Annotated in this window: 18 protein-coding genes; 9 read left to right on the top strand and 9 right to left on the bottom strand. The window is 68.8% G+C overall.

The annotated features are described in order from the left end of the window. Positions 1 to 7: 7 nt before the first annotated feature. The 3 genes from ACYU7G_RS13855 to ACYU7G_RS13845 all read right to left on the bottom strand — a co-directional run bounded on the left by ACYU7G_RS13855 (position 8) and on the right by ACYU7G_RS13845 (position 2,869). A complete protein-coding gene (locus ACYU7G_RS13855; RefSeq protein ID WP_461108796.1) occupies positions 8 to 844 on the bottom strand; it encodes a transporter substrate-binding domain-containing protein in 837 nt (278 codons plus the stop codon). A gap of 213 nt (positions 845 to 1,057) precedes the next feature. After that, entirely contained in the window at positions 1,058 to 1,768 is a 711-nt protein-coding gene (locus tag ACYU7G_RS13850) for a TIGR03936 family radical SAM-associated protein (protein ID WP_461108794.1), read from the bottom strand. Positions 1,769 to 1,816: 48 nt separating this feature from the next. Further along, positions 1,817 to 2,869 carry an alpha/beta fold hydrolase gene (locus ACYU7G_RS13845; protein WP_461108792.1) on the bottom strand — a complete coding sequence of 351 codons (1,053 nt, stop codon included), beginning with the start codon at positions 2,867 to 2,869 and terminating at the stop codon, positions 1,817 to 1,819. Positions 2,870 to 2,990: 121 nt separating this feature from the next. Between ACYU7G_RS13845 and ACYU7G_RS13840 the strand changes: the two genes are divergently transcribed. Further along, a complete protein-coding gene (locus tag ACYU7G_RS13840; protein WP_461108790.1) occupies positions 2,991 to 4,205 on the top strand; it encodes an MFS transporter in 1,215 nt (404 codons plus the stop codon). On the opposite strand, the gene ACYU7G_RS13835 is transcribed toward ACYU7G_RS13840, so the two are convergent. After that, positions 4,194 to 6,143, bottom strand: coding sequence for a TIGR03960 family B12-binding radical SAM protein (locus tag ACYU7G_RS13835; RefSeq protein WP_461108788.1), 1,950 nt, complete (start codon positions 6,141 to 6,143; stop codon positions 4,194 to 4,196). The two genes, ACYU7G_RS13840 and ACYU7G_RS13835, sit on opposite strands and share 12 nt — an antisense overlap. A 69-nt stretch (positions 6,144 to 6,212) precedes the next feature. On the opposite strand from ACYU7G_RS13835, the gene ACYU7G_RS13830 reads away from it, so the two are divergent. Further along, positions 6,213 to 6,413 (top strand): hypothetical protein, encoded by a 201-nt coding sequence (locus tag ACYU7G_RS13830; protein ID WP_461108786.1) that lies wholly within the window; start codon positions 6,213 to 6,215, stop codon positions 6,411 to 6,413. A gap of 40 nt (positions 6,414 to 6,453) precedes the next feature. After that, on the top strand, positions 6,454 to 6,873 hold the full coding sequence (locus ACYU7G_RS13825; protein ID WP_461108784.1) for a hypothetical protein: 420 nt from the start codon (positions 6,454 to 6,456) through the stop codon (positions 6,871 to 6,873). 18 nt (positions 6,874 to 6,891) lie between these two features. On the opposite strand, the gene ACYU7G_RS13820 is transcribed toward ACYU7G_RS13825, so the two are convergent. The 4 genes from ACYU7G_RS13820 to ACYU7G_RS13805 are packed head-to-tail and all read right to left on the bottom strand — an operon-like array spanning position 6,892 to position 10,113. Then, complete coding sequence (locus ACYU7G_RS13820) at positions 6,892 to 8,013, bottom strand: lysostaphin resistance A-like protein (protein WP_461108782.1); 1,122 nt, start codon at positions 8,011 to 8,013, stop codon at positions 6,892 to 6,894. Next, a complete protein-coding gene (gene ndk / locus ACYU7G_RS13815; RefSeq protein WP_461108780.1) occupies positions 8,010 to 8,417 on the bottom strand; it encodes a nucleoside-diphosphate kinase in 408 nt (135 codons plus the stop codon). Before ndk ends, ACYU7G_RS13820 begins: the two co-directional genes overlap by 4 nt. An 8-nt stretch (positions 8,418 to 8,425) precedes the next feature. Then, complete coding sequence (locus ACYU7G_RS13810) at positions 8,426 to 8,776, bottom strand: DUF4233 domain-containing protein (RefSeq protein WP_461108778.1); 351 nt, start codon at positions 8,774 to 8,776, stop codon at positions 8,426 to 8,428. Further along, a complete protein-coding gene (locus ACYU7G_RS13805; protein ID WP_461108776.1) occupies positions 8,773 to 10,113 on the bottom strand; it encodes a bifunctional folylpolyglutamate synthase/dihydrofolate synthase in 1,341 nt (446 codons plus the stop codon). The genes ACYU7G_RS13810 and ACYU7G_RS13805 overlap by 4 nt, the downstream gene beginning before the upstream one ends. 160 nt (positions 10,114 to 10,273) lie before the next feature. Here ACYU7G_RS13805 and ACYU7G_RS13800 point away from each other — a divergent pair, with 160 nt between their 5' ends. The 6 genes from ACYU7G_RS13800 (at position 10,274) to ACYU7G_RS13775 (ending at position 19,471) form a co-directional block, all read left to right on the top strand. Then, the gene (locus ACYU7G_RS13800) at positions 10,274 to 11,041 is read left to right on the top strand and encodes a DsbA family protein (RefSeq protein WP_461108774.1); all 768 of its coding nucleotides are present in this window, start codon (positions 10,274 to 10,276) and stop codon (positions 11,039 to 11,041) included. A 152-nt stretch (positions 11,042 to 11,193) separates the two neighbouring features. Further along, positions 11,194 to 11,991: a DsbA family protein gene (locus ACYU7G_RS13795; protein ID WP_461108771.1), complete on the top strand. Its 798-nt coding sequence runs from the start codon at positions 11,194 to 11,196 to the stop codon at positions 11,989 to 11,991. Positions 11,992 to 12,057: 66 nt separating this feature from the next. Further along, on the top strand, positions 12,058 to 14,613 hold the full coding sequence (valS, locus tag ACYU7G_RS13790; protein ID WP_461108769.1) for a valine--tRNA ligase: 2,556 nt from the start codon (positions 12,058 to 12,060) through the stop codon (positions 14,611 to 14,613). 93 nt (positions 14,614 to 14,706) lie between these two features. Continuing rightward, positions 14,707 to 15,021, top strand: a complete 315-nt coding sequence (locus ACYU7G_RS13785; RefSeq protein ID WP_461108767.1) for a hypothetical protein — start codon at positions 14,707 to 14,709, stop codon at positions 15,019 to 15,021. A 119-nt stretch (positions 15,022 to 15,140) separates the two neighbouring features. Continuing rightward, positions 15,141 to 18,770, top strand: a complete 3,630-nt coding sequence (locus tag ACYU7G_RS13780) for a discoidin domain-containing protein (RefSeq protein ID WP_461108765.1) — start codon at positions 15,141 to 15,143, stop codon at positions 18,768 to 18,770. An 86-nt stretch (positions 18,771 to 18,856) separates the two neighbouring features. After that, on the top strand, positions 18,857 to 19,471 hold the full coding sequence (locus ACYU7G_RS13775) for a DNA-3-methyladenine glycosylase (RefSeq protein ID WP_461108763.1): 615 nt from the start codon (positions 18,857 to 18,859) through the stop codon (positions 19,469 to 19,471). On the opposite strand, the gene ACYU7G_RS13770 is transcribed toward ACYU7G_RS13775, so the two are convergent. Next, positions 19,464 to 20,108: a vitamin K epoxide reductase family protein gene (locus ACYU7G_RS13770; protein ID WP_461108761.1), complete on the bottom strand. Its 645-nt coding sequence runs from the start codon at positions 20,106 to 20,108 to the stop codon at positions 19,464 to 19,466. The two genes, ACYU7G_RS13775 and ACYU7G_RS13770, sit on opposite strands and share 8 nt — an antisense overlap. Positions 20,109 to 20,172: the final 64 nt, after the last annotated feature.

The raw sequence follows: 20,172 nt of genomic DNA, 5'->3' as shown, positions 1-20,172 counted from the left end.
GGGAGACTCAGCCGTCCGTCTCAGTGGTGGAGATGTCCTTGCCGAAGTACTTCTCAGAGATCTCCGCGTAGGTGCCGTCCTCCTTGATGGAGGCGAGCGCCTCGTTCAGTGCCTCCTGCAGCGCGGTGTTGCCCTCCTTCACGGCGAAGGCGGGCTCCTCGGTGTAGAGCGGTGCGCCGCACTCGACGATGTCGAGGCCGGACTCCTGGATCTGGTGCAGACCGACGTTGCGGTCGGTCATGGCGGCATCGAGGCGGCCGGTGGCCACGTCCTGCAGGGCGGTGATGTCGGAGGAGAAGGTGCGCACCTCGCCCACCCAGTCGCCGCCCTCGTCCTCCAGGTAGCTCTGGTAGGTGGTGCCGCTGGCGACGCCGATGACGGGCGAGTCCATCTCGGTGATGTCGGTGCACTCGCTGTCGGGGGCCACGAAGGCCTGCGCGCCGGAGACGTAGTAGCTGTCGGTGAAGTCGACGGCCTGGTCACGCTCCTCGGTGGGGGTCATCGAGGCGATCAGCACGTCGTAGCGGTTGGCCTGGACGCCACCGATGAGGGTGTCGAAGGCACCGGTCTGGGAGTCCACCTCGAGCCCGAGCTCCTCGGCGATGGCCACGCCGATGTCGTAGTCGAAGCCGGTGAGCTCGTTGCCCTCGAAGTAGCTGAACGGCTGGAACTCGCCGCTCATCGCCACCACGAGGGTGCCGTCGTTGATGAGTCCCAGGTCGTCGCCGCCGCCGGTCTCCTCGCCGCCGTCGCCGGAGCAGGCGGTCAGGGCGAGCGCTGCCACACCCACCACTGCGGCCAGGGTGCGGACACGACGGCGCGGGTTGAAGCTGGACATGTTCATGGAGGGACTCTCCTAAGAGTTGGCTTGAAATTCCATGCCAACCTAACGACGGCCGCCGATCATCCCCAACCCCTTGACGTGACGGCCCGAGTCCCTTATCGCGCGCACGCACGCGCAGTTGCAAAGAGGTATCAGACCCCGCCGAGGGGTCTGGATTACACCTGTACGGTTCGTTACCGAATCGTTACCCCTCCGCGCCCATGAGGCCTGCCCTCAGGCGACGCTCGGGCGCAGCGGATCCTCGATCTCGCCGTCGACGAGCGGGCCCTGCGCCAGCCTCGTGAGCAGCGGGAGACCGGCCGGCACGCGCTCGTCCAGTTGGCGCAGCGCGGTCAGGACGTCGTCCGGCCGCACGAGGGGCTGCTGCTGCAGCGAACGCAGCGCGATCACATCGTCGGAGAGCGCCTCGATCGCCACCACGGCGGCCCGCACGTCGAAGGTGCGCTTGCCGTTCTTGGTCATGCGCTCCACGCTCAGCTCGTCGGTCGCCAGTAGGGCTGCGACGGCCTCTGCCAGCACCCCCGGCGCCGCGCCCTCGAGGCGGATCTCCCAGTCCGAGGCGGACAACAGGTCACCCAGCGACGGCTTGACGGCGTCCGCGGCGTCGAGGACGACGAAGCCCGTGGGCAGCACCTCGTTCAGCGCGTCCGTCACCTTCTGCGGGTCGCAGTGCTCGCTCAGCCCCAGTTCGACGTACTCGGCCTCCGAGGCCGCGGACGTGGGCGCGGCGCTGCCGTAGGAGATGCGCGGGTGCGGCGTGAACCCCGAGGAGTAGGCCATCGGCACCTCGGCGCGACGGATGGCGCGCTCGAGGGCGCGGCCGAAGTCCCTGTGGGAGGTGAAGCGTGCCACGCCGCGCTTGGTGTAGCGCAGGCGCAGCTTCTGCACCGGGGGTGGCTGCTGGACGGGTGGCTGGCGACTCATCACGGGCGAGATTGTACGCAACCAACGCCCGTGACGCGGCCGCGCGGCTCAGCCGCGGATCAGCCCGACGATCGCATCGCGCACCTGTGTGGGGCGCTCGAGGTGCGGCGAGTGGCCGGTACCCTCCAGCAGCAGTTCGGTCACCTGCCCGCCGGCGGCCTGGTAAGCGTCCAGCACGTCCCTGGTCTGGGAGACCATTTCCTGGGCCGGGGCCACCTCGTCACCCGGCCAGCCCGGGACGATCCCCATGGCTCCCAGGTGGTTGAGGTCGAAGAAGGAAGCGTCGGAGACGATGGCATCGGCCGTGCCATGCACCCACAGGATCGGCGGCTTCTCCTCGAGGGTGACGATCCCGGCGGTGTTGAAGTACTTCGGCGCCATCGTGTTGAGGAAGCCGTCGGTCCCGGCCGCGAACCCGGGCCGGTTCTCGCTCGCGGCTGAGTTGCCCGGGTAGTTGCCGTCCTCGGTGGAGGTGGTGAGCATCGACTCCACCCACAGGTCCTCCAGGTCCGTCTCGTACCCGGCGGCGACATAGCTGGAGCGGAAGACGCTCCGGGCCGACGTCGGCGAGTCGGCCGTGGTGTCCCCGGAACGCAGGCTCGCCACGAAGTCCGGGTTGGCGCCCCCGCCGCCCGTGCCCGCGTCATCCTTGCTCAGGCGGGTTCCGTCGCGGCGGGTGCCGCCGAACCCGTAGGGCGAGACCGGCGCCTGCAGGGTCAGGCTCAGTGCGGGGTGGTCGAGGGCGTACTGCATCACCACTCCCCCGCCCATGGACCAACCGACCAGGTGCGCGGACTCGATCCCAAGTGCCACGAGCACCGCATGGACGTCGTCGGAGAAGTCCCGCACACCGCGGGTGGCGTCCACGGGGAGCCGGTCGGTACCCCCGAAGCCACGCAGGTCCACGGCTAGCACCCGCAGGTCCGCCGGCAGGTCGAGCATCAGCGGTTGCCAGAACAGCGATGACGAGACATTGCCGTGCACCAGCACCACCGTGCGCTCCACCGGCGCTGATGTGTCGTCGCCGTCGCGCTCCAGGACGTTCACGCCCAGCCGTGGGGTCTGGATCCGCCGGGCAGAGATGCCTTCGAGGGTCGTCATTGGGTGTCCTCCGAGAAAGTGTTCACACGCGCACCGTCGCGCCCGCTGGCATGAGCATAACCACAATCCGACTCGACCTGAACCGACTTTCAGGTTTCAGTTGGGCACTAGTGTTGCGGCCATGACGTCTGGTTCCCCCGCGCAGGGCCGCATGCAGTGGTTGGCCCTGGTGGCGGTGCTGGTGCTGTCGATCAACCTGCGGCCCGTGGCGGTTTCGGTGGGTCCGGTGCTGACCGACATCACCGCGGACCTCTCGCTCGGCCCCACCACCGCCGGACTGCTGACGTCGCTGCCCTCGCTCTGCTTCGCACTGTTCGGGGCACTGACCCCAGAGATCTCCCGACGGATCGGGATGCAGTTCACTGTCGGAGCCGCGATCGTGGCCCTGATCGTCGGTCAGCTGTCGCGCGCCTGGGTGGACTCCGGCTGGGCGTTCCTGCTGCTGTCCGTGCTGGCACTCGCCGGCATGGCCACCTGCAACGTCCTACTCCCGAGCCTTGTCAGGCACCATTTCCCCGGCCGGGTCGGGCTGGCGACGGCGCTGTACTCCTTGGTGCTCTCGGTGGGAGTGACCAGTGCGAGCATCGGAACGGTGCCGCTGGCCAACGCGCTGGGCGGCTGGCGGGCGGCCTTCACCGCCGCAGTGGCCATCGCCGTCGCGGCGGCCGTGTGCTGGGTGCCGATGCTGCGCCACAACACCGGGAGGCACGGCCGCTCCACCAGCGCCGGTCACGTCGGCTTCGCAGCGGTGGCGCGGACCCGGATGGGGTGGCTGATGGCCCTCTTCTTCGGGTTGCAGAGCACGTATGCCTACACCATCTTCGGATGGCTGCCCACGGTCTACCAGGACGCCGGGATGAGCCAGGTCAACGCCGGCCTGATGCTCGGGATCGCCACCGGCGTGGGCATTCCGTTGGCCTTCTGGGTGCCCCGGTACACCGCCCAGAAGCAGGCACCCGTCGGGCTGTTCCTGGCGATCATGGGCTGTCTGGCCGTGGGGCTGTTCGGCCTGCTGTACGACCCGATGACGCTGCCCTGGCTGTGGGCCGTGTTCCTGGCGCTGGGCACGGCGTCGTTCCCCCTGATCCTGGCGCTGCTGGGCATGCGCTCACGCACGCCCAGCGGCACCACCGCCCTGTCCAGCTTCACACAGTCGACCGGCTACACGATCGCCGCGTTCGGTCCGGTGACCTTCGGTGCGATCGGTGGCCTGACCGGGTCCTGGACGGTGTCGGTGTGGATCCTCGTGGCCCTGATGGTCCCGATGACCATCGCCGGCTACGTCTGCTGCCACAAGTGGTACATCGAGGACCAGCTCCGGCCGTCAGGCCAGTGAGTTGTTGACCACCGTCAGCGGCAGCAGCTGCTGGCCGGTGGGACCGATCTGGATCTCGGTATCCATCTCGGGGCACACCCCGCAGTCGAAGCACGGGGTCCAGCGGCAGTCCTCGACGGAGACCTCGTCCAGCGAGTCCTGCCAGTCCTCCCACAGCCAGTCCCGGTCCAGGCCCGCGTCCAGGTGGTCCCAGGGCAGGACCTCCTCGTAGCCGCGCTCGCGGGTGGTGTACCAGTCGAGGTCGAGCCCGAAGGCCGCCAGTTCCTCGGCCGCCGCCTGGGTCCAGCGCTCGTAGCTGAAGTGCTCGCTCCAGCCGTCGAACTTGCCGCCCTCCCGCCAGACCCGTTCGATGACGCGGCCCACGCGGCGGTCGCCGCGGGACAGCAGGCCCTCGATGATGCCGGGCTTGCCGTCGTGGTAGCGCAAGCCGATGGCCTTGCCGTAGTTGCGGTCCTGGCGGATGGTGTCCTTCAGGAGTTGGAGGCGGCTGTCGATGGTCTCGACGTCGGCCTGGGCCGCCCACTGGAACGGCGTGTGGGGCTTAGGCACGAAACCGCCGATGGAGACGGTGCAGCGGATGTCCTTGGTGCCGGACTTCTCCCGACCCACCTGGATCACCTTCGAGGCCAGCTCCGCGATCTCGAGGACGTCCTCGTCGGTCTCGGTGGGCAGGCCGCACATGAAGTACAGCTTGACCTGGCGCCAGCCGTTGCTGAAGGCGGCGGCGACGGTGTTGATCAGGTCCTCCTCGGTGACCATCTTGTTGATGACCTTGCGCATCCGCTCGCTGCCACCCTCTGGCGCGAACGTGAGCCCGGAGCGTCGGCCGTTGCGGGAAAGTTCGTTGGCGAGGTCGATGTTGAACGCGTCCACGCGGGTCGACGGCAGCGAGAGGGACACGTTGCCGCCCTCGTAGCGGTCGGCCAGTTGCTTGGTGACGTCGGCGATCTCTGAGTGGTCTGCGCTGGACAGGCTGAGCAGGCCGATCTCCTCGAGGCCCGTCGCCTTCAGCCCGCCGGCCACCATCTTGCCGATGGTCTGGATGTTGCGCTCGCGCACGGGGCGGGTGATCATTCCCGCCTGGCAGAAGCGGCAGCCACGGGTGCAGCCGCGGAAGATCTCCACCGAGTAGCGCTCGTGGACGGTCTCGGCCATCGGCACGATCGGCCTGGCCGGGTAGGGCCACTCGTCGAGGTTCATGAGGGTGTGCTTGCGCACCTGGAACGGGACCGTCGCCCGGTTGGGCGCCACCCGCTGGATCCGGCCGTCGGGCAGGTAGTCGACGTCGTAGAACTTGGGCACGTAGAACGCGCCGGTCTCGGCCAGCCGCAGCAGGATGCCGTCGCGTCCGCCGGGGCTGCCGTCCTGTTTCCATTCCCGCATGATCTGGGAGATCAGGAGGCAGGCCTCCTCGCCGTCGCCTAGGACGGCCAGGTCGATGAAGTCTGCGATGGGCTCGGGGTTGAAGGCGGCGTGCCCTCCGGCCACCACGAGCGGCTCGTCGTCGCCCCGCTCGGCCGCGTGCAGCGTCATGCCCGCCAGGTCGATGATCTGCAGCAGGTTGGTGTAGCCGAGTTCCGTGGCGAACGAGACGCCCAGCAGGTCGAAGGACCCGACGGGGCGGTGCGCGTCGAGCGTGAACTGCGGGATGCCGCCTGCCCGCATCGCCTGCTCCATGTCCGGCCACACGCAATAGGTGCGCTCGGCGAGGATCCAGTCCTGCTCGTTGAGGATCTCGTACAGGATGGCGACGCCCTGGTTGGGCTGGCCCACCTCGTAGGCGTCGGGGTAGGACAGGCACCAGCGGACCTCGGCCGCGTCCCAGTCCTTGACGACGCTGTTGTGCTCGCCACCCACGTACTGGATGGGCTTGCTGACGCTTGCCAGCAGGGGTTCGAGCTGGGGGAACAGTGAATGCTTCGGCGCGGTGACAGTCATGGCGGGATCAGGATAACCCGGGGTGTGTGGAAATGCCCACGGTCAAGCCGCAGGGCCTACCGTTGGGCCATGGGCGAGAGCATGGACCCGGTGGGGAAACTGCAGCGTTGGGAGGCCGGCGGCGCCAACTGGCGGGTGGTCTCCCGCGGGGATGGCGCGCTGCGGATAGAGCTGGTCACCTGCACCGGCGACGAGGTTGGGGACGTGCTGGTCTCCTCGGACCCGGCGTTGCTGGAGTTCGTGGGCGGCAGGAACAGCAACGAGGACTGAGCACCCGGATCTGTCGGAGTCCAGGTCTAGTGTTTCTGCCATGACCGACGACGACGTTGTGACATGGCTACTGGACTCGGACCCCGCCCTGCGCTGGCAGGTGGAGAGGGACCTCGTGGGCGCCCCGGAGGACACGTGGCGGGCCACTCGCAAGCGGGTGGCGACGGAGGGTTTCGGCGCGACCCTGCTCGCCAAGCAGGACCCGGACGGGCAGTGGGCCGGGGGCGCCTACTTCCCCTCGGACACCACGGAGGCGGACTTCGCCGACGACGGCCAGCCCTGGACCGCGACGACGGAGGTGATTCGCTCGAAGCGACGCGACGACGGCACCTGGGCACGGGACTACGTCCTGCCCGGCAGGGTGTGGTTCGACGTCGACACTCCGGCGGGTGAGCCGTCGAAGTGGATCACGCTGAGCGCTCTGCGAGTGCTGCGGTGGTGGGCCACGCGGGCTGCCTGACCCCGACTCCCTGCCCGGTCAGGGAGCCGACGGTGCGGCGGGCGCCGAGACGCGCACGAGGCCACGTCGTCGCGCCAGGACCTCGATGACCGCACCGGCCACCACCAGCAGTCCCAGCTGGACCAGCACCTCGGGTCCGGCGACGCCGGCGCTGCGGTCGAAGATGCCGCCCCACTCCTGGAAGGGGACGAAGGCGAGGCCGAGGATGTTGTTGGCGGTGTGCATGGCGACGGCTGCCTCGAGCCCGCCGGTGCGCCAGGTCAGGTGGCAGAACAGCATGCCCATGCAGAAGTAGACGAGGTTCAGCCAGGGATCCGCGGCGGAGTGCAGCAGCACGAACACGAGACTGCTGGCGACGGCGCCGAGCAGCAGGCCCACCGTGCGGTTGGGGATCACGGAGCCGACGGCGCGGAACAGCACTCCGCGCACCAGGTACTCCTCACCCGCGGCCTGGAACGGCGTCACCACGAGGATGGCCACCAGCAGGAGCAACCACCCCGGCCGCGGAGCGAGATCGAGCGTGTCCCAGCCCACCAGCGCCACGTCGATGACCGTCAGGAGCGCGACGGCGACGAAGGAGATCCCGAAGCAGGTCAGCAGCCAACGCCACCGGACCCGTCCGACGACGGAGCTCAGGAACCCGGGGCGTTGCCCGACGATGCGCTGCAGCAGGAACGACAAACCCACCATCAGGCCCAGGGCCACGCTGTTGGCGATGAAGACCACCTGCGAGATCTCGCCCTCCAGCAGCCCCTCAATGACGCTCTCGACGTCGCCCCCGGCGCTGGCGATGTCGTAGAACATCGCCGCCAGGGTGACCACGAACGAGATCACGAAGAAACCGACGGCACCCAGCAGCACTGCAACGAACGGCTTCCACAGGGGGATGCCGGGAGTGCGCCAGAAGTCCTGGTACTCGCGCGGCTCCGTCGGCAGCGCAGGAGGGCGAACGGGGACCCACGTGGGGTGGGCGTTCGGGTACGGCGTCGGCACCGGCCCAGGGCTGTAGGCCTGCCCCGGTCCGGGTGCCTGGCCCGGCGGCGCCCAGGTCTCGGGCGGGGCCCAGTTGCCGGGCGCTGCGGGCGCGGGAGTGGGCCCCGGCTCACCGCCGGGGACGGCGTCGGGGCCCGGTGCGGTCACTTTCCGGGGAACCAGAGCGCGATCTCCTTGACCGCGGACTCGACGGAGTCGGAGCCGTGGACGCAGTTCTCGCGGGTGGAGGTGGCGAAGTCAGCGCGGATGGTGCCGGCATCGGCCTGGGCCGGGTCGGTGGCGCCGTTGATCTCGCGGACGCGCGCGATGGCGTCGTCACCCTCCAGGATCCCGGCGACGAGCGGCCCGGACGTCATGAACACGCGCAGCGGCGGGTAGAAGTCGCGCTCGAGGTGCTCGGCGTAGTGCCGGTCGGAGAACTCACCGTCGATGGTGCGCAGTTCCATCTCAACGATCCGCAGGCCGGCAGCCTCGTAACGGCCGAGGATGTTGCCGACGTGTCCGCCGGCGACGGCGTCGGGCTTGATGATGACGAAGGTCTGCTCAGACATGGCGCTCCTCACGCTCCGTCGCCGGCCGGGCGGTGGTCCAACCGCTTCCCCAGCACGAACGACATGATCCAGATCAATGCGAAAACAATACCCATGGCATACATCCACGGGGTCAGCAGCCCCAGCAGCACCGCGGCCACCTGGGCAGCCCAACCGAACCAGTAACCCCAGCCCTTGCGCAAACCCACGGCCCCGAGCAGGGCCAGCAGGGACGCCACGGAGGTCCACAAGGCCGCGACACCGACGGTGACCTCGGAGAGCTGCACCATGCCCGCGAACGCGAGCCAGAAGACGATCACCTCGAACACCAGCACCGACATCAGTGCGGAACGGATGGGGTTCTTGGCCGAGAGCTTCACTGCGGCTCCCCCGCTTCCTCCGAGACCAGCAGGTCCCGGGCTTCGCCGGCGGCGATCACGGACCCGGCCACCAGCACGCCCGAGTGGGCTCCGGCCGCGTCGGCGAGCATCGTGGCCAGTTCGATGGCGTCGGCCATGCGCTCGGCGCGGTGCACCTTCGCGGGGGCCCACACCTCCTCGGCCAGCTCGGCCAGTTCGTCGACGCCCTTGGCTCGCGGCGAGTTGGCGGTGCGGGTGATCACCACCTGCTCCATCTGCTCGGAGAAGATCTGCAGCACCGCCTCTGCGTCCTTGTCCTGCATCATCGCCACCACACCGATCATGGGCGCGAACGCGAACGACTCGGCGACGGCGTCGATGGTGGCGCGCGCGGCGTGCGGGTTGTGGGCGGTGTCCAGGACGATGGCGGGCGAGCGTCGTACCAGTTCCAGGCGCGCCGGGGCCTCGACGGCACCGAACCCTTCGAGGATGATCTCCGGGTTCAGCGGCTTGCCGCCGAGGAACGCCTCGACGGCGGCGACGGCCAGGGCGGCGTTGCGGGCCATGTGCTCACCGAACAGCGGCAGGAACACGTCCCCCACGGGACCACCGACGGTGTCGATCCGCAACAGTTGGCCGCCGACGGCGACGGCGCGGTCGAGCAGCGAGAAGTCCACGCCCTCCGCGCGCACCTGCGCACCCACCTCCACGGCGCGGGCCAGCAGCACCTTCGCGGCCTCGGGGTCCTGGCCCGCGAGCACGGCGATACCGCCCTCCTTGATGATGCCCGCCTTCTCCGCGGCCACCTCCGCGAGGTCCTTGCCGAGGATGTGGGTGTGGTCCAGCGCCACGGGGCAGACCACGGAGACCTTCGGGTTGACGACGCTGGTGGCGTCCCAGCGCCCGCCGAGCCCCACCTCGACGACAGCGACGTCCACCGGGGCGTCGGCGAAGGCGGCGTAGGCCATGCCGGTGATCACCTCGAAGAACGTCATGTCGACGCCGTCGTGCTTCTGCTCGTCCACCATCTGGACGAACGGCTCGATCTCGCGCCAGACCTCGTCGAAGCGCTCCTCGCTGATCGCCTCCCCGTCGATGCTGATGCGTTCGCGGGCATGGCTCAGGTGCGGGCTGGCGAAGCGACCCACGCGCAGCCCGGCGGCGCGCAGCAGGTAGTCGATCATGATGGCGGTGCTGCCCTTGCCGTTGGTGCCCGCCACCTGGATGACGGGGACCGCGTGCTGGGGATCACCGAGCAGGTCCATCAGTGCGCTGATGCGGTTGAGGCTGGGGGCGACCCGGTGTTCGGGCCAGCGGCTCGTGAGTGCGGCGACGAGGTCCGCGTGAGACTGGTTCATGATGGATGCAAGCGTACCGGTCGGGCGGAGGGAACCACTTCGGCCTCCCGGGCGTTGTATTGGGTGGTGCGGGATACTTGTCCAGTCAACTATCCTGTACGACGGTGCGCGAACCAGGTGCACCCGGTAAGGCCGAGCAGCAAGGAACAGGAACGAGAACATGGCCAACAACTCAGGCCTCAGCAAGAGGGCCGCACTGCGCCAGCAGCAGGAACTCGAGGAACGACGCAAGCGCAACTCCAGGATCCTGGGCTTCGGCCTCGGCGGTGTCGGCCTCGTCGTCATCGTCATCCTGGCCATCGTCATCGTCCAGACCCTCGGCCAGAACCGAGAGCAGACCGCCAACCAGCAGACCCCGCCGAACGCCACGGAGGGCTACGGGATCGAGATCGTCAGCCAGGACGTGGAGCCGGCCGACGACGTCCCCCACGTCGTGGTCTACGAGGACTACCAGTGCCCCCACTGCGCCGAGTACGAGGCCGCCTACGGCCCCATGTTCGAGCAGCTGATCGACAACGGGGACATCACCCTCGAGATCCGCAACGCCACGTTCATGGAGATCAACCTCATGAACGACGCCTCCACCAACGCCGCCCGCGCGGCAGCGGCCGCCGACGCCGTCGGCAAGTACCGCGAGTACCACTCCTACGCCATGTCCCAGCAGTCGTCCTCCGGCGCCGGGTACAGCGACCAGCAACTGCGCGTCGACTTCCCCGCCGCCGTCGGCATCGAGGGCGAGGACCTCACGAAGTTCCAGGAGCTCTACGACACCCAGGCCTTCGCGGACTTCGTGGACAACTCCAACAAGGCTTTCGAGAACTCCGATGCCACTGGCACCCCTGCCTACTTCGTGGGCGACACGAAGATCGAGCCGGGCGGCCAGACCTCCCCGGAGGGGCTGTTGGAGCTCATCCAGGGCGCCGTCTGAGACACGCACCCCAGAACCGCCGTCCCGATGCCCGGGGCGGCGGTTCCTCGTTACCCGACCCTGCACCGTTCGCGCGGGAGGCCCACCCGTAGTCTGGATGCATCCCCGATACCCACCGACCCTTGCGTCGGCAGGAAGGATGCACCCAGCACATGGCCAACCACCGTTCCGGACACAGCAAGCGCGCCGCCCTGAAGCAGCAGCAGGAACTGGAGGACCGCCGCAGGCGCAACTCCAGGATCCTCGGGTTCGGCCTCGCCGGGGTGGGCATCGTCGTACTGGTCATCCTGGCGCTGGTGATCGTGCAGACCGTGGGACAGGGGCGGGAGACGGCGGCCGGGCAGCAGACCCCGCCCAACGCCACCGCGGGCCACGGCATCGAGAAGGTGAGCCGCGACGTCGCGCCGGCGGCCGACGCGCCCCACGTCATCGTCTACGAGGACTTCCAGTGCCCGGCCTGCGCAGACCGCGAGGCGGTCTACGGGCCAGCCTTCGCCGCCCTCATCGACAACGGTGACATAACCCTCGAGGTCCGCTACGCCACCTTCATGGAGGACAACCTCGGCAACGACTCATCGACGAACGCGGCTCGGGCAGCGGCAGCCGCGGACGCCGTCGGCAAGTTCCGGGAGTTCCACACCCACGTGTACTCCCAGCTCTCCGGGACCGGGGCAGGGTTCACCGAGCAGCAGCTGCGGGTGGACTTCCCGGCGGCCGTCGGTATCACCGGCGACGACCTCGCCAAGTTCCAGGAACTCTACGACAGCCAAGCCTTCGCCCGGTTCGTCGAGGACTCCCACGCCGGGTTCAAGGCCTCCGGCATCACCGGCACCCCCACCTTCCTCGTGGGTGACGTGGCGCTGCAGTTCTACGCCGAGGACACCCGGGAGGTGCTGATCCAACCCACGCCCGAGGATCTGCTGCGCGCCATCACGGAGGCCGCGGGCTGATCCCCACGGGGTTTGCCCGGCGACCGGTTTCGCGTTGGGTCGGGGCGGTTCACTAAGATCGCACGCATGACTGCACACGACCAGCGCGGCCTGCCCGAAAAGCCCGTCCTCGAAGGACTCGAGGCGAAGTGGAGCAAGGTCTGGCGCGACGAGAAGACGTACGCGTTCCAGCGGCCGGATTCCCGCGACGACGTATTCAGCATCGACACCCCGCCGCCGACGGTATCGGGTTCGCTGCACGTCGGTCACGTGTTCAGCTACACCCACACCGACGTCGTCGCCCGCTACCAGCGGATGCGCGGCAAGCAGGTGTTCTACCCGATGGGCTGGGACGACAACGGCCTTCCCACCGAGCGTCGCGTCCAGAATTTCTACGGGGTGCGCTGTGACCCGAACATCCCCTACGACCCGGACTTCACTCCCCCGGCGAAGCCGGACCCGAAGCGCCAGGTCCCGATCAGCCGACGCAACTTCATCGAGCTGTGCCACGAGCTGACCCAGGTGGACGAGCAGGCCTTCGAGGACCTGTGGCGCACGCTGGGCCTGTCGGTGGACTGGGACACGCTGTACAGCACCATCTCCGCCGAGGCGCAGACCGTGGCCCAGAAGGCGTTCCTGCGCAACTGCCAGCGCGGCGAGGCCTACATGTCCTACGCGCCGACGATGTGGGACGTCACGTTCCAGACCGCCGTCGCGCAGGCCGAGCTCGAGGCGCGCGAGTACGCGGGCCACTACCACCGCGTCGCGTTCCACCGCGAGGGCGGCGAGCCGGTCCACATCGAGACCACCCGTCCCGAGCTGCTGGTCAGCGTGTGCGCCCTGATCGCCCACCCCGACGACGAGCGCTACCAGGACCTGTTCGGGACCACCGTCACCTCGCCCCTGTTCGGGGTGGAGATCCCCGTCCTGGCGCACCCCGACGCCGAGCCCGACAAGGGCGCCGGCATCGCGATGTGCTGCACCTTCGGCGACCTCACCGACGTCACCTGGTGGCGCGAACTGGACCTGCCCACCCGCACCGTCATCGGCCGCGACGGCCGGTTCACCGCCGAGACACCCGACTGGGTGGTCAACACCGAGGCCTACGAGCCGCTGGCCGGCAAGACCGTCTTCAGCGCCCGCGCCGCCACCGTCGAGGCCCTCAAGGCCTCGGGCGACCTGATCGGCGACCCGAAGCCCACCACCCGCATGGCGAACTTCTTCGAGAAGGGCGACAAGCCGCTGGAGATCGTCGCCACGCGCCAGTGGTACATCAGCAACGGTGGCCGCGACGAGGACCTCAAGGCCAAGCTGTTGTCCCGCGGTAACGAGCTGGAGTGGACGCCGGAGCACATGCGGCACCGCTACGAGAACTGGGTGGGTGGCCTCAACGGTGACTGGCTGATCTCGCGCCAGCGCTTCTTCGGCGTCCCGTTCCCGCTGTGGTACGCCCTGGACCTGGAGGGCGAGCCGGACTACGAGTCGCCGATCCTGGCCGACGTGTCCCAGCTGCCCATCGACCCGATGAGCCACGTGCCCCCGGGCTACTCCGAGGAGCAGCGCGGCGTCCCCGGCGGCTTCATGGCCGATCCCGACGTGATGGACACGTGGGCGACGTCGTCGCTCACCCCCCAGATCGCCGGCGGCTGGGAGCGTGACCCGGAGCTGTTCGATCTGGTGTTCCCCATGGACGTCGCCCCGCAGGCGCACGACATCATCCGCACCTGGCTGTTCAGCCGCGTGGTCCGCTCCAACTTCGAGCACGACTCGCTGCCGTGGAAGCGCGCCACCATCTCCGGCTTCGTCGTGGACCCGGACCGCAAGAAGATGTCCAAGTCCAAGGGCAACGTCGTGGTCCCCACCGACATCCTCGACAAGTTCGGCTCCGACGCCGTCCGCTGGCGCGCCGCAATGGCCCGCCCGGGGCTGGACTCGCCGTTCGACGAGTCGCAGATGAAGGTGGGTCGGCGCCTCGCCATGAAGGTGCTCAACGCGGGCAAGTTCGTGCTCTCCATGGCCTCCGGCTCCCCGGACGTCGAGGCGGTCACCAACCCCGTGGACAAGGCGCTGCTGGCAGCGCTGGCCGGCGTGGTGGAGTCGGCCACGAAGGCCTTCGAGGCGTTCGACTACACCTCCGCGCTGGAGAAGACCGAGACCTTCTTCTGGGCGTTCTGTGACGACTACCTGGAGCTTGTGAAGGAGCGCGCCTACGGCTCGCAGGGCGAGGCTGAGCAGGCCTCCGCCCAGGCCGCACTCGGGCTGGCACTGGACATCCAGTTGCGGCTGTTCGCGCCCTTCCTGCCGTTCGTGGCCGAGGAGACGTGGAGCTGGACGCACGAGGGCTCGATCCACCGCGCCCAGTGGCCGCTGCCGTCGGAACTGACCGTCGACGGCGAGCCGGCACTCCTCGACGACGTCGCCGCCGCGCTGATCGCGGTGCGCGGCGCCAAGTCGAACGCGAAGATGTCCATGAAGACCGAGATCTCCCGCGCGGCCTTCACGGGCCCCGCCGACGTCATCGGCCGTCTCCAGCACATCGAGCCCGACCTGCGCGCCGTCGGCCGCATCACGGGCGACGTCACGTGGGCCGAGTCGGAGGCGGACCTCGCAGTCGACGTGGACCTGGTGGCCCCGGAGGCCTGACCCCCACAGTCGCCCTGAGGCGCGACCGCCCCAACCAGTCGCCCTGAGGCGCGAGCGGCAGCGAGCCTCGAAGGGCTCGAAGAGGGAGAACGCATGCCCAGCTTCAGGGTCACCGCGGAGATCTGGGACGTGCGCCCGGGGCACGCCCCGGACGAGGTCCTGGAGGCTGGCCGTGCGGCGGTGCGCGCACTTGCCCACCTCGACGACTCGTTCGTCGACGTGGCCCGGGGCGTCCCCTACGTCGCGCTGCGGTTCACCGTTCCCGCCAGCAGCACTGAGGACGAGCGCACCTCGGCGCTCGCCGTCGCGAAGTCCGTGTGGCAGGCCATCGACGGCGTGGCCACCCTCGGGGGTGGCCGCCTGCTGCGCCGCGTGGGGGGCCGCTGGGTGCCGGTCCCGGCCCGTTAGGCCGGATTCCGCTCACCACCACAGTTCATTTTTTGGGAATCCCTACAATTTGTCGACGGGGCCCCTTAGGCTCCTGATTCCAGACGCGCACGCCGTCGTGCCCACACCGAGGAGCAACCATGCAGCTTGACCAGGTCTTCAAACGTTTCAGAGCCGTGTTGGCGGCAATGGCCGGCATGGCGCTGGTCATCGGAATGCTGGGGACCCCCAGCATCGCACGGGCTGCCGACGTCAACATCTTCGACGTCGACCCGAACCTGCCAGAGGGTCTCACCAACCTCGCGCACGGCAAGCGGGCCAGCAGTTCGTCAAGCTATGACTACGCCCCGGACGGCTGGCACACGAACATGGTCAACGACGGGATGATCGGGGACACGTTGGCCTACGGCTGGTCCACCGACCCCTTCAACAACACCGCCACGGAGACCACCCCCGCCTGGGTCCAGATCGACCTGGCAGCCACCAGCACCATCAGCGGCGTGGCGCTGTGGCCGCGCCTGGACCAGCCCGGCGAGAACTATCCGGTCGACTTCACCGTCGACATCTCGACCAACGGCGTGGACTGGACCACCGCCGTAACCAGTACCGACAACACCGATGTCACGGAGGCGCAAGTGTTCTCGTTCGACGCGGTCGAGGGCCGCTACGCAAGGGTCAACGTCACCCGCCGCGCGCCCGGTGGCGCCGATGGCGCGCTGGTGCAGCTGGCCGAGTTCTCGGTCTACGGCACCGCGCCGGAGGCCACGGGCAGCGCCGTCGACAAGCCGGCACTCGAGCTGCTGGTGGGCGAGTCCGACGTCATCAGCCCGATGGTCGACGGCGCCCCCGGCGACCCGACTTCGCTGGCATGGGCAGCGACGGACCCGGCGGTTGCGACCGTGGCCGATGGCACCGTCACGGCCGTGGCGCTGGGCACCACCACAGTCACCGCCACCCCGACCGAGGGTGAGGCCGTGACGATTCCGGTGGAGGTGATCGCCGAGCGCGTGCCCACCGACAGTGAGTTCATGATCTCCGCCTTCTGGCCACCCACGGCCGAGTTCAACACCCCCGAGCAGTGGGACCTGCTGGCTGAGGCGAACCTCGACTACGTCCAGAACGTGGACAGCACGGACCTCCAGGGCCGCGAGGTGAACCTGGAGATGGCACGAATGGCAGCCGAGCGCGGCATGCGCATCGGCGTGGCCGACCCGCGCCTGAACGAGCCGCTCGACCTCACCGACGAGGAGGTTCGCGAGATCGTCGCCTCCTGGAAGAACATCCCGGGCGTGGGCGGCTTCTACCTCAAGGACGAGCCGCTCAACGCCAACCCGTACGCCGCCGCGCACCGGGCCGTGAAGGCGGAGGCGCCGTGGCTCTACCCCTACCTGAACTTCTTCAACATGTTCGTCTACACCGACGTTCCCACGTACGAGAGCCAGATGGACGACTTCCTGGAGCTCGCCGGCACCGACGAGGTCTCCTACCTCATCTACGACCTGTACCCATTCGGCAACGTCCCCGACACGCTGGCCTACCACGACATGTTGAACAACATGAAGTCGGTGCGAACGGTTGGGCTGGAGAACGACGTCCCGACTGGCATCTACCTGCAGTCCATCGGCCGGGTGAACGCCGACGGCAGCCCCGCCGGCTTCCGCCGCACCAACGGCAACGAGATCCGCTACGAGGTCAACGCCGCCCTGGCCAATGGCTTCAAGCAGATCTCCTACTTCACCTGGTTCACCCCTACCGGCCGTCCGGAGCTGTTCACCGACGCCATCATCGCGCCCGACGGCACGCCCACGGACCTCTACGAGCCGGTCAAGCAGATCAACGCCGAGGTGAAGGCGCTGGGGCCGGTGCTGCTGGGCCTGGACGCCCTCGACGTGTACGTCCACGGCCCGGACCTGTTCCAGCAGGAGGCCGTGCCGGCGGACTTCGTCGCCCAGTTCGGCGCCGATGACAACGTGCTGGTCTCCCGCATGGTGGACCGTGAGACCGGCCGCCAGTACCTGATGGTGGTCAACAACGACTTCACGGCACCGCAGTCGGTGGAGCTCAGCCTCGACGGCATCACCGACGTGGAGGAGATCAGCCGGACCGACGGCTCCAGCACCACCCTCCACGACGCCGATGGCGCGTTCAGCTTCGACCTGGCCACCGGCGACGCCGTGCTGCTGCGCCTTCCCGCCGATGCGCCCACTCCCCCAACCGCAGAGGTGGCGGGCAACCTCGCCGCCAATGCGAACGTCACGGCGGCCACGTCCGAGGGCTCCAACGGCTGGTACCTGGACAAGCTCACCGACGAGGTGCGCTTCTCCGAGGCCAACACCCGCGGCTGGCGCGCCACGGAAATCACCGACGACGTGACACCCGTGACGCTGGACCTGCGCTCCCAGCAGGCCTTCAACCGGGTGGACATCTACCCTGCCGGCAACCTCTTCGGCTATGCCGACGGCTTCCCCGGCCACGTGGTGGTGGAGACCTCCACGGACGGATCCACCTGGACCACGGTGGCCGAGGAGGACCTCGCCGCACCCAATGGCGAGCCCGCGCCGTCGGTGACGTTCCCTGAAACCACTGCCCAGTACCTGCGGCTCGGCTTCAGCGACTACGCCACCATCGCTGACGAGCCCGCACTCCGGCTGTCCGAACTGGAGGTCTACCTGGACGACGGCACCCTGCCCGGGCCGGAGAACCTGGCGGACCGGGACACCGACGAGCCCTGGTTCGAGGGCAAGAACCTGGCCGAGGGCCGGCAGTTCGAGGTGTCCAGCTCCTACGAGGCTGCCGTCTGGGGGTGGTCCGCCGCATTCGTCGTCGACGGCGAGTACGGCGAGGACGCCCGCACCAACGGCTGGACCTCGGACATCAACCGCCACACCACGGAGGACGCCAGCGAGTGGGTGGCCGTCCACCTGGGTGGGCCCTACCTGCTGGAGGAAGTGGTGGTCCATCCCCGCAACGCGGCCAATGACAGGGCCAACGCCGGGCTGGGCTTCCCCACCGACTACCGGATCGAGACCTCACTCGACGGCGTGAACTGGACGGTCGCCGCCGAGGTGACCGGTGACACGGAGATCAACGCCGCACCCAGGCAGATCACGCTGACCGAGCCGGTGGAGGCCTCCTACGTGCGGTTGCTGGCCACCAAGCTGAAGGTGAGCCAGAACGCCCGGGACGGCTACCAGATGCAGATCGGTGAACTGCAGGCCTTCGGGACCCCCGTCGAGGGCGGGGAACCCGAGCCCAGCGAGGAGCCGAGCGAGGAACCGGAGCCCAGCGAGGAGCCGTCGCCGGAGCCGAGCGAGGATCCCACGGAGGAGCCCACCGAGCCCGCGGAGCCGACCAGCCCCTACCTGCAGCCGGGCCTGTTCCACATCAACGGCCGGTGGTGGGTCACGGTGTGCGAGCCGTACTCGCAGACCACCCGCTGCCGCACGGACATCTGGGCCACCACGGTGACCGAGGTTGGCGGAAGGTTCGTCCAGAGCAACGGCTGGACGTTCAACAACTACACCTACCTGCCCAGGATGACCCGGGCACAGTGGGCCGCGAACCCGCTCGGGTACAGCAACTCGTGGACCGCGGCGGACGGCCGGAACTGGCGCACCGAGTGCGACACCCCGGCCACCGGGCGTGACGCGTGCCGCTCGTTCGTGGAGGCGCGCGTGATCGAGTCCACGCCGCGGCCGGGCGGCGGCCACAGCTTCGCCTGGGCCACCAAGTGGGTGTTCAACAACATGGTGGTGTTCCGAAAGGGCTGATCCATCGGGGCAGCACCACGGGCCGGTGCGCAGGGGATCCACCTGCGCACCGGCCCGTGTTTCCTTCTCTGGGCCACAATGGCCCCGTGACCGAGTTCGAACCACTGCCCAGGTCCTTCTTCGAGATCCCCGCGCGGGAACTCGCGCCCCGCCTCCTCGGCTGCCACATCGTCGCCGGGGAGGTGGTGGTGCGGATCACGGAGGTGGAGGCCTACGACGGCGAGGCCGACCCGGGCTCGCACGCCTACCGAGGCATGACCGCACGCAACGCCACCATGTTCGGGGAGGCAGGTCACCTGTACGTGTACCGGCACATGGGGCTGCACTCGTGCTGCAACATCGTCGCCTCCACCCGGGACCATGCCAACGGCTGCCTGGTGCGGGCGGGCGAGGTGGTCCGCGGGGTGGAGGTGGCCCGCGCCCGGCGAGCCGCCGCCGGCGTCACCCGAAAGAACACGGACCTGGCCCAGGGCCCCGGTCGGATGACAGTGGCGCTGGGGATCTCCTGGCTCGACGACGGCCTGGACCTCTGCGATCCGGGCAGCGGGATGTTCGTGGCGGACCGCATCGGCCCCGCACCTGAAACGGTGGCGGGGCCGAGGATCGGGCTGCGTCCGGAGGCTACGGACCCGGAGCACCTGTGGCTGCGGTTCCGGATCGCGGGTGACCCGACGGTGTCGGGCCCGCGGGCACTCAGATGAAGGCTGGGTACCAGCGGAACACCTCGAGGATGACGACGATCGCCAGCCAACCGATCAGGCAGATGGTGATCCAGCCACCCTTGGCGAAGGCGACCGCCTTCTCGTGCGCGGCGGGCTTGAGGTAGAGGTTGTTCTCGAGGATGTTCCAGTGGGTCATGGACACGAACACGAAGGTCGTGGAGATGGTGACCAGGATGCACCAGGGGCACAGGGCGCCGATCTCGTAGGTGGACTGGAACAGCAGCCAGTAGGCGAAGATCACACCGAGCAGGTACACGAGGTTCGCGGTGAACATGAACCAGCGCGGGAACCGCACCCCGGCGAGCGATGCGACCGCGATGGTGATCACCACGGGCTCGGAGATCAGCCCGAGGAACGCGTTGGGGAACCCGAACAGGTTGGCCTGCCACGTAAGGCCCACCTTCGCGCAGTCGAGGAACGGGTTGATCGAACAGGCCAGGGTGGCGTCGGGATCCGCGGCCAGGATGATGGCGTCGTGCGAGAGCACGAACGAGGCGATCAGGCTGAGCACCGCGAACAGCAGCATCTCCCCGAACAGGAATCGACGGGCCCGCTTCCACTCCCCCTCGCTGAGGAGTTCGTGTGACTCCTCGGCCACGGCGTCGCTTCGTGTCATCGACTGTTCCTTCCGGTCCTGCTCACTGGCCCGGGTGTGGGCCGCTCCAAAGGTACCGCGCGCG

The organism is Tessaracoccus terricola (assembly GCF_054776555.1).
The sequence above is the reverse complement of the archived record's forward strand: the minus strand, read 5'-3'. Positions and strand labels throughout refer to the sequence as shown.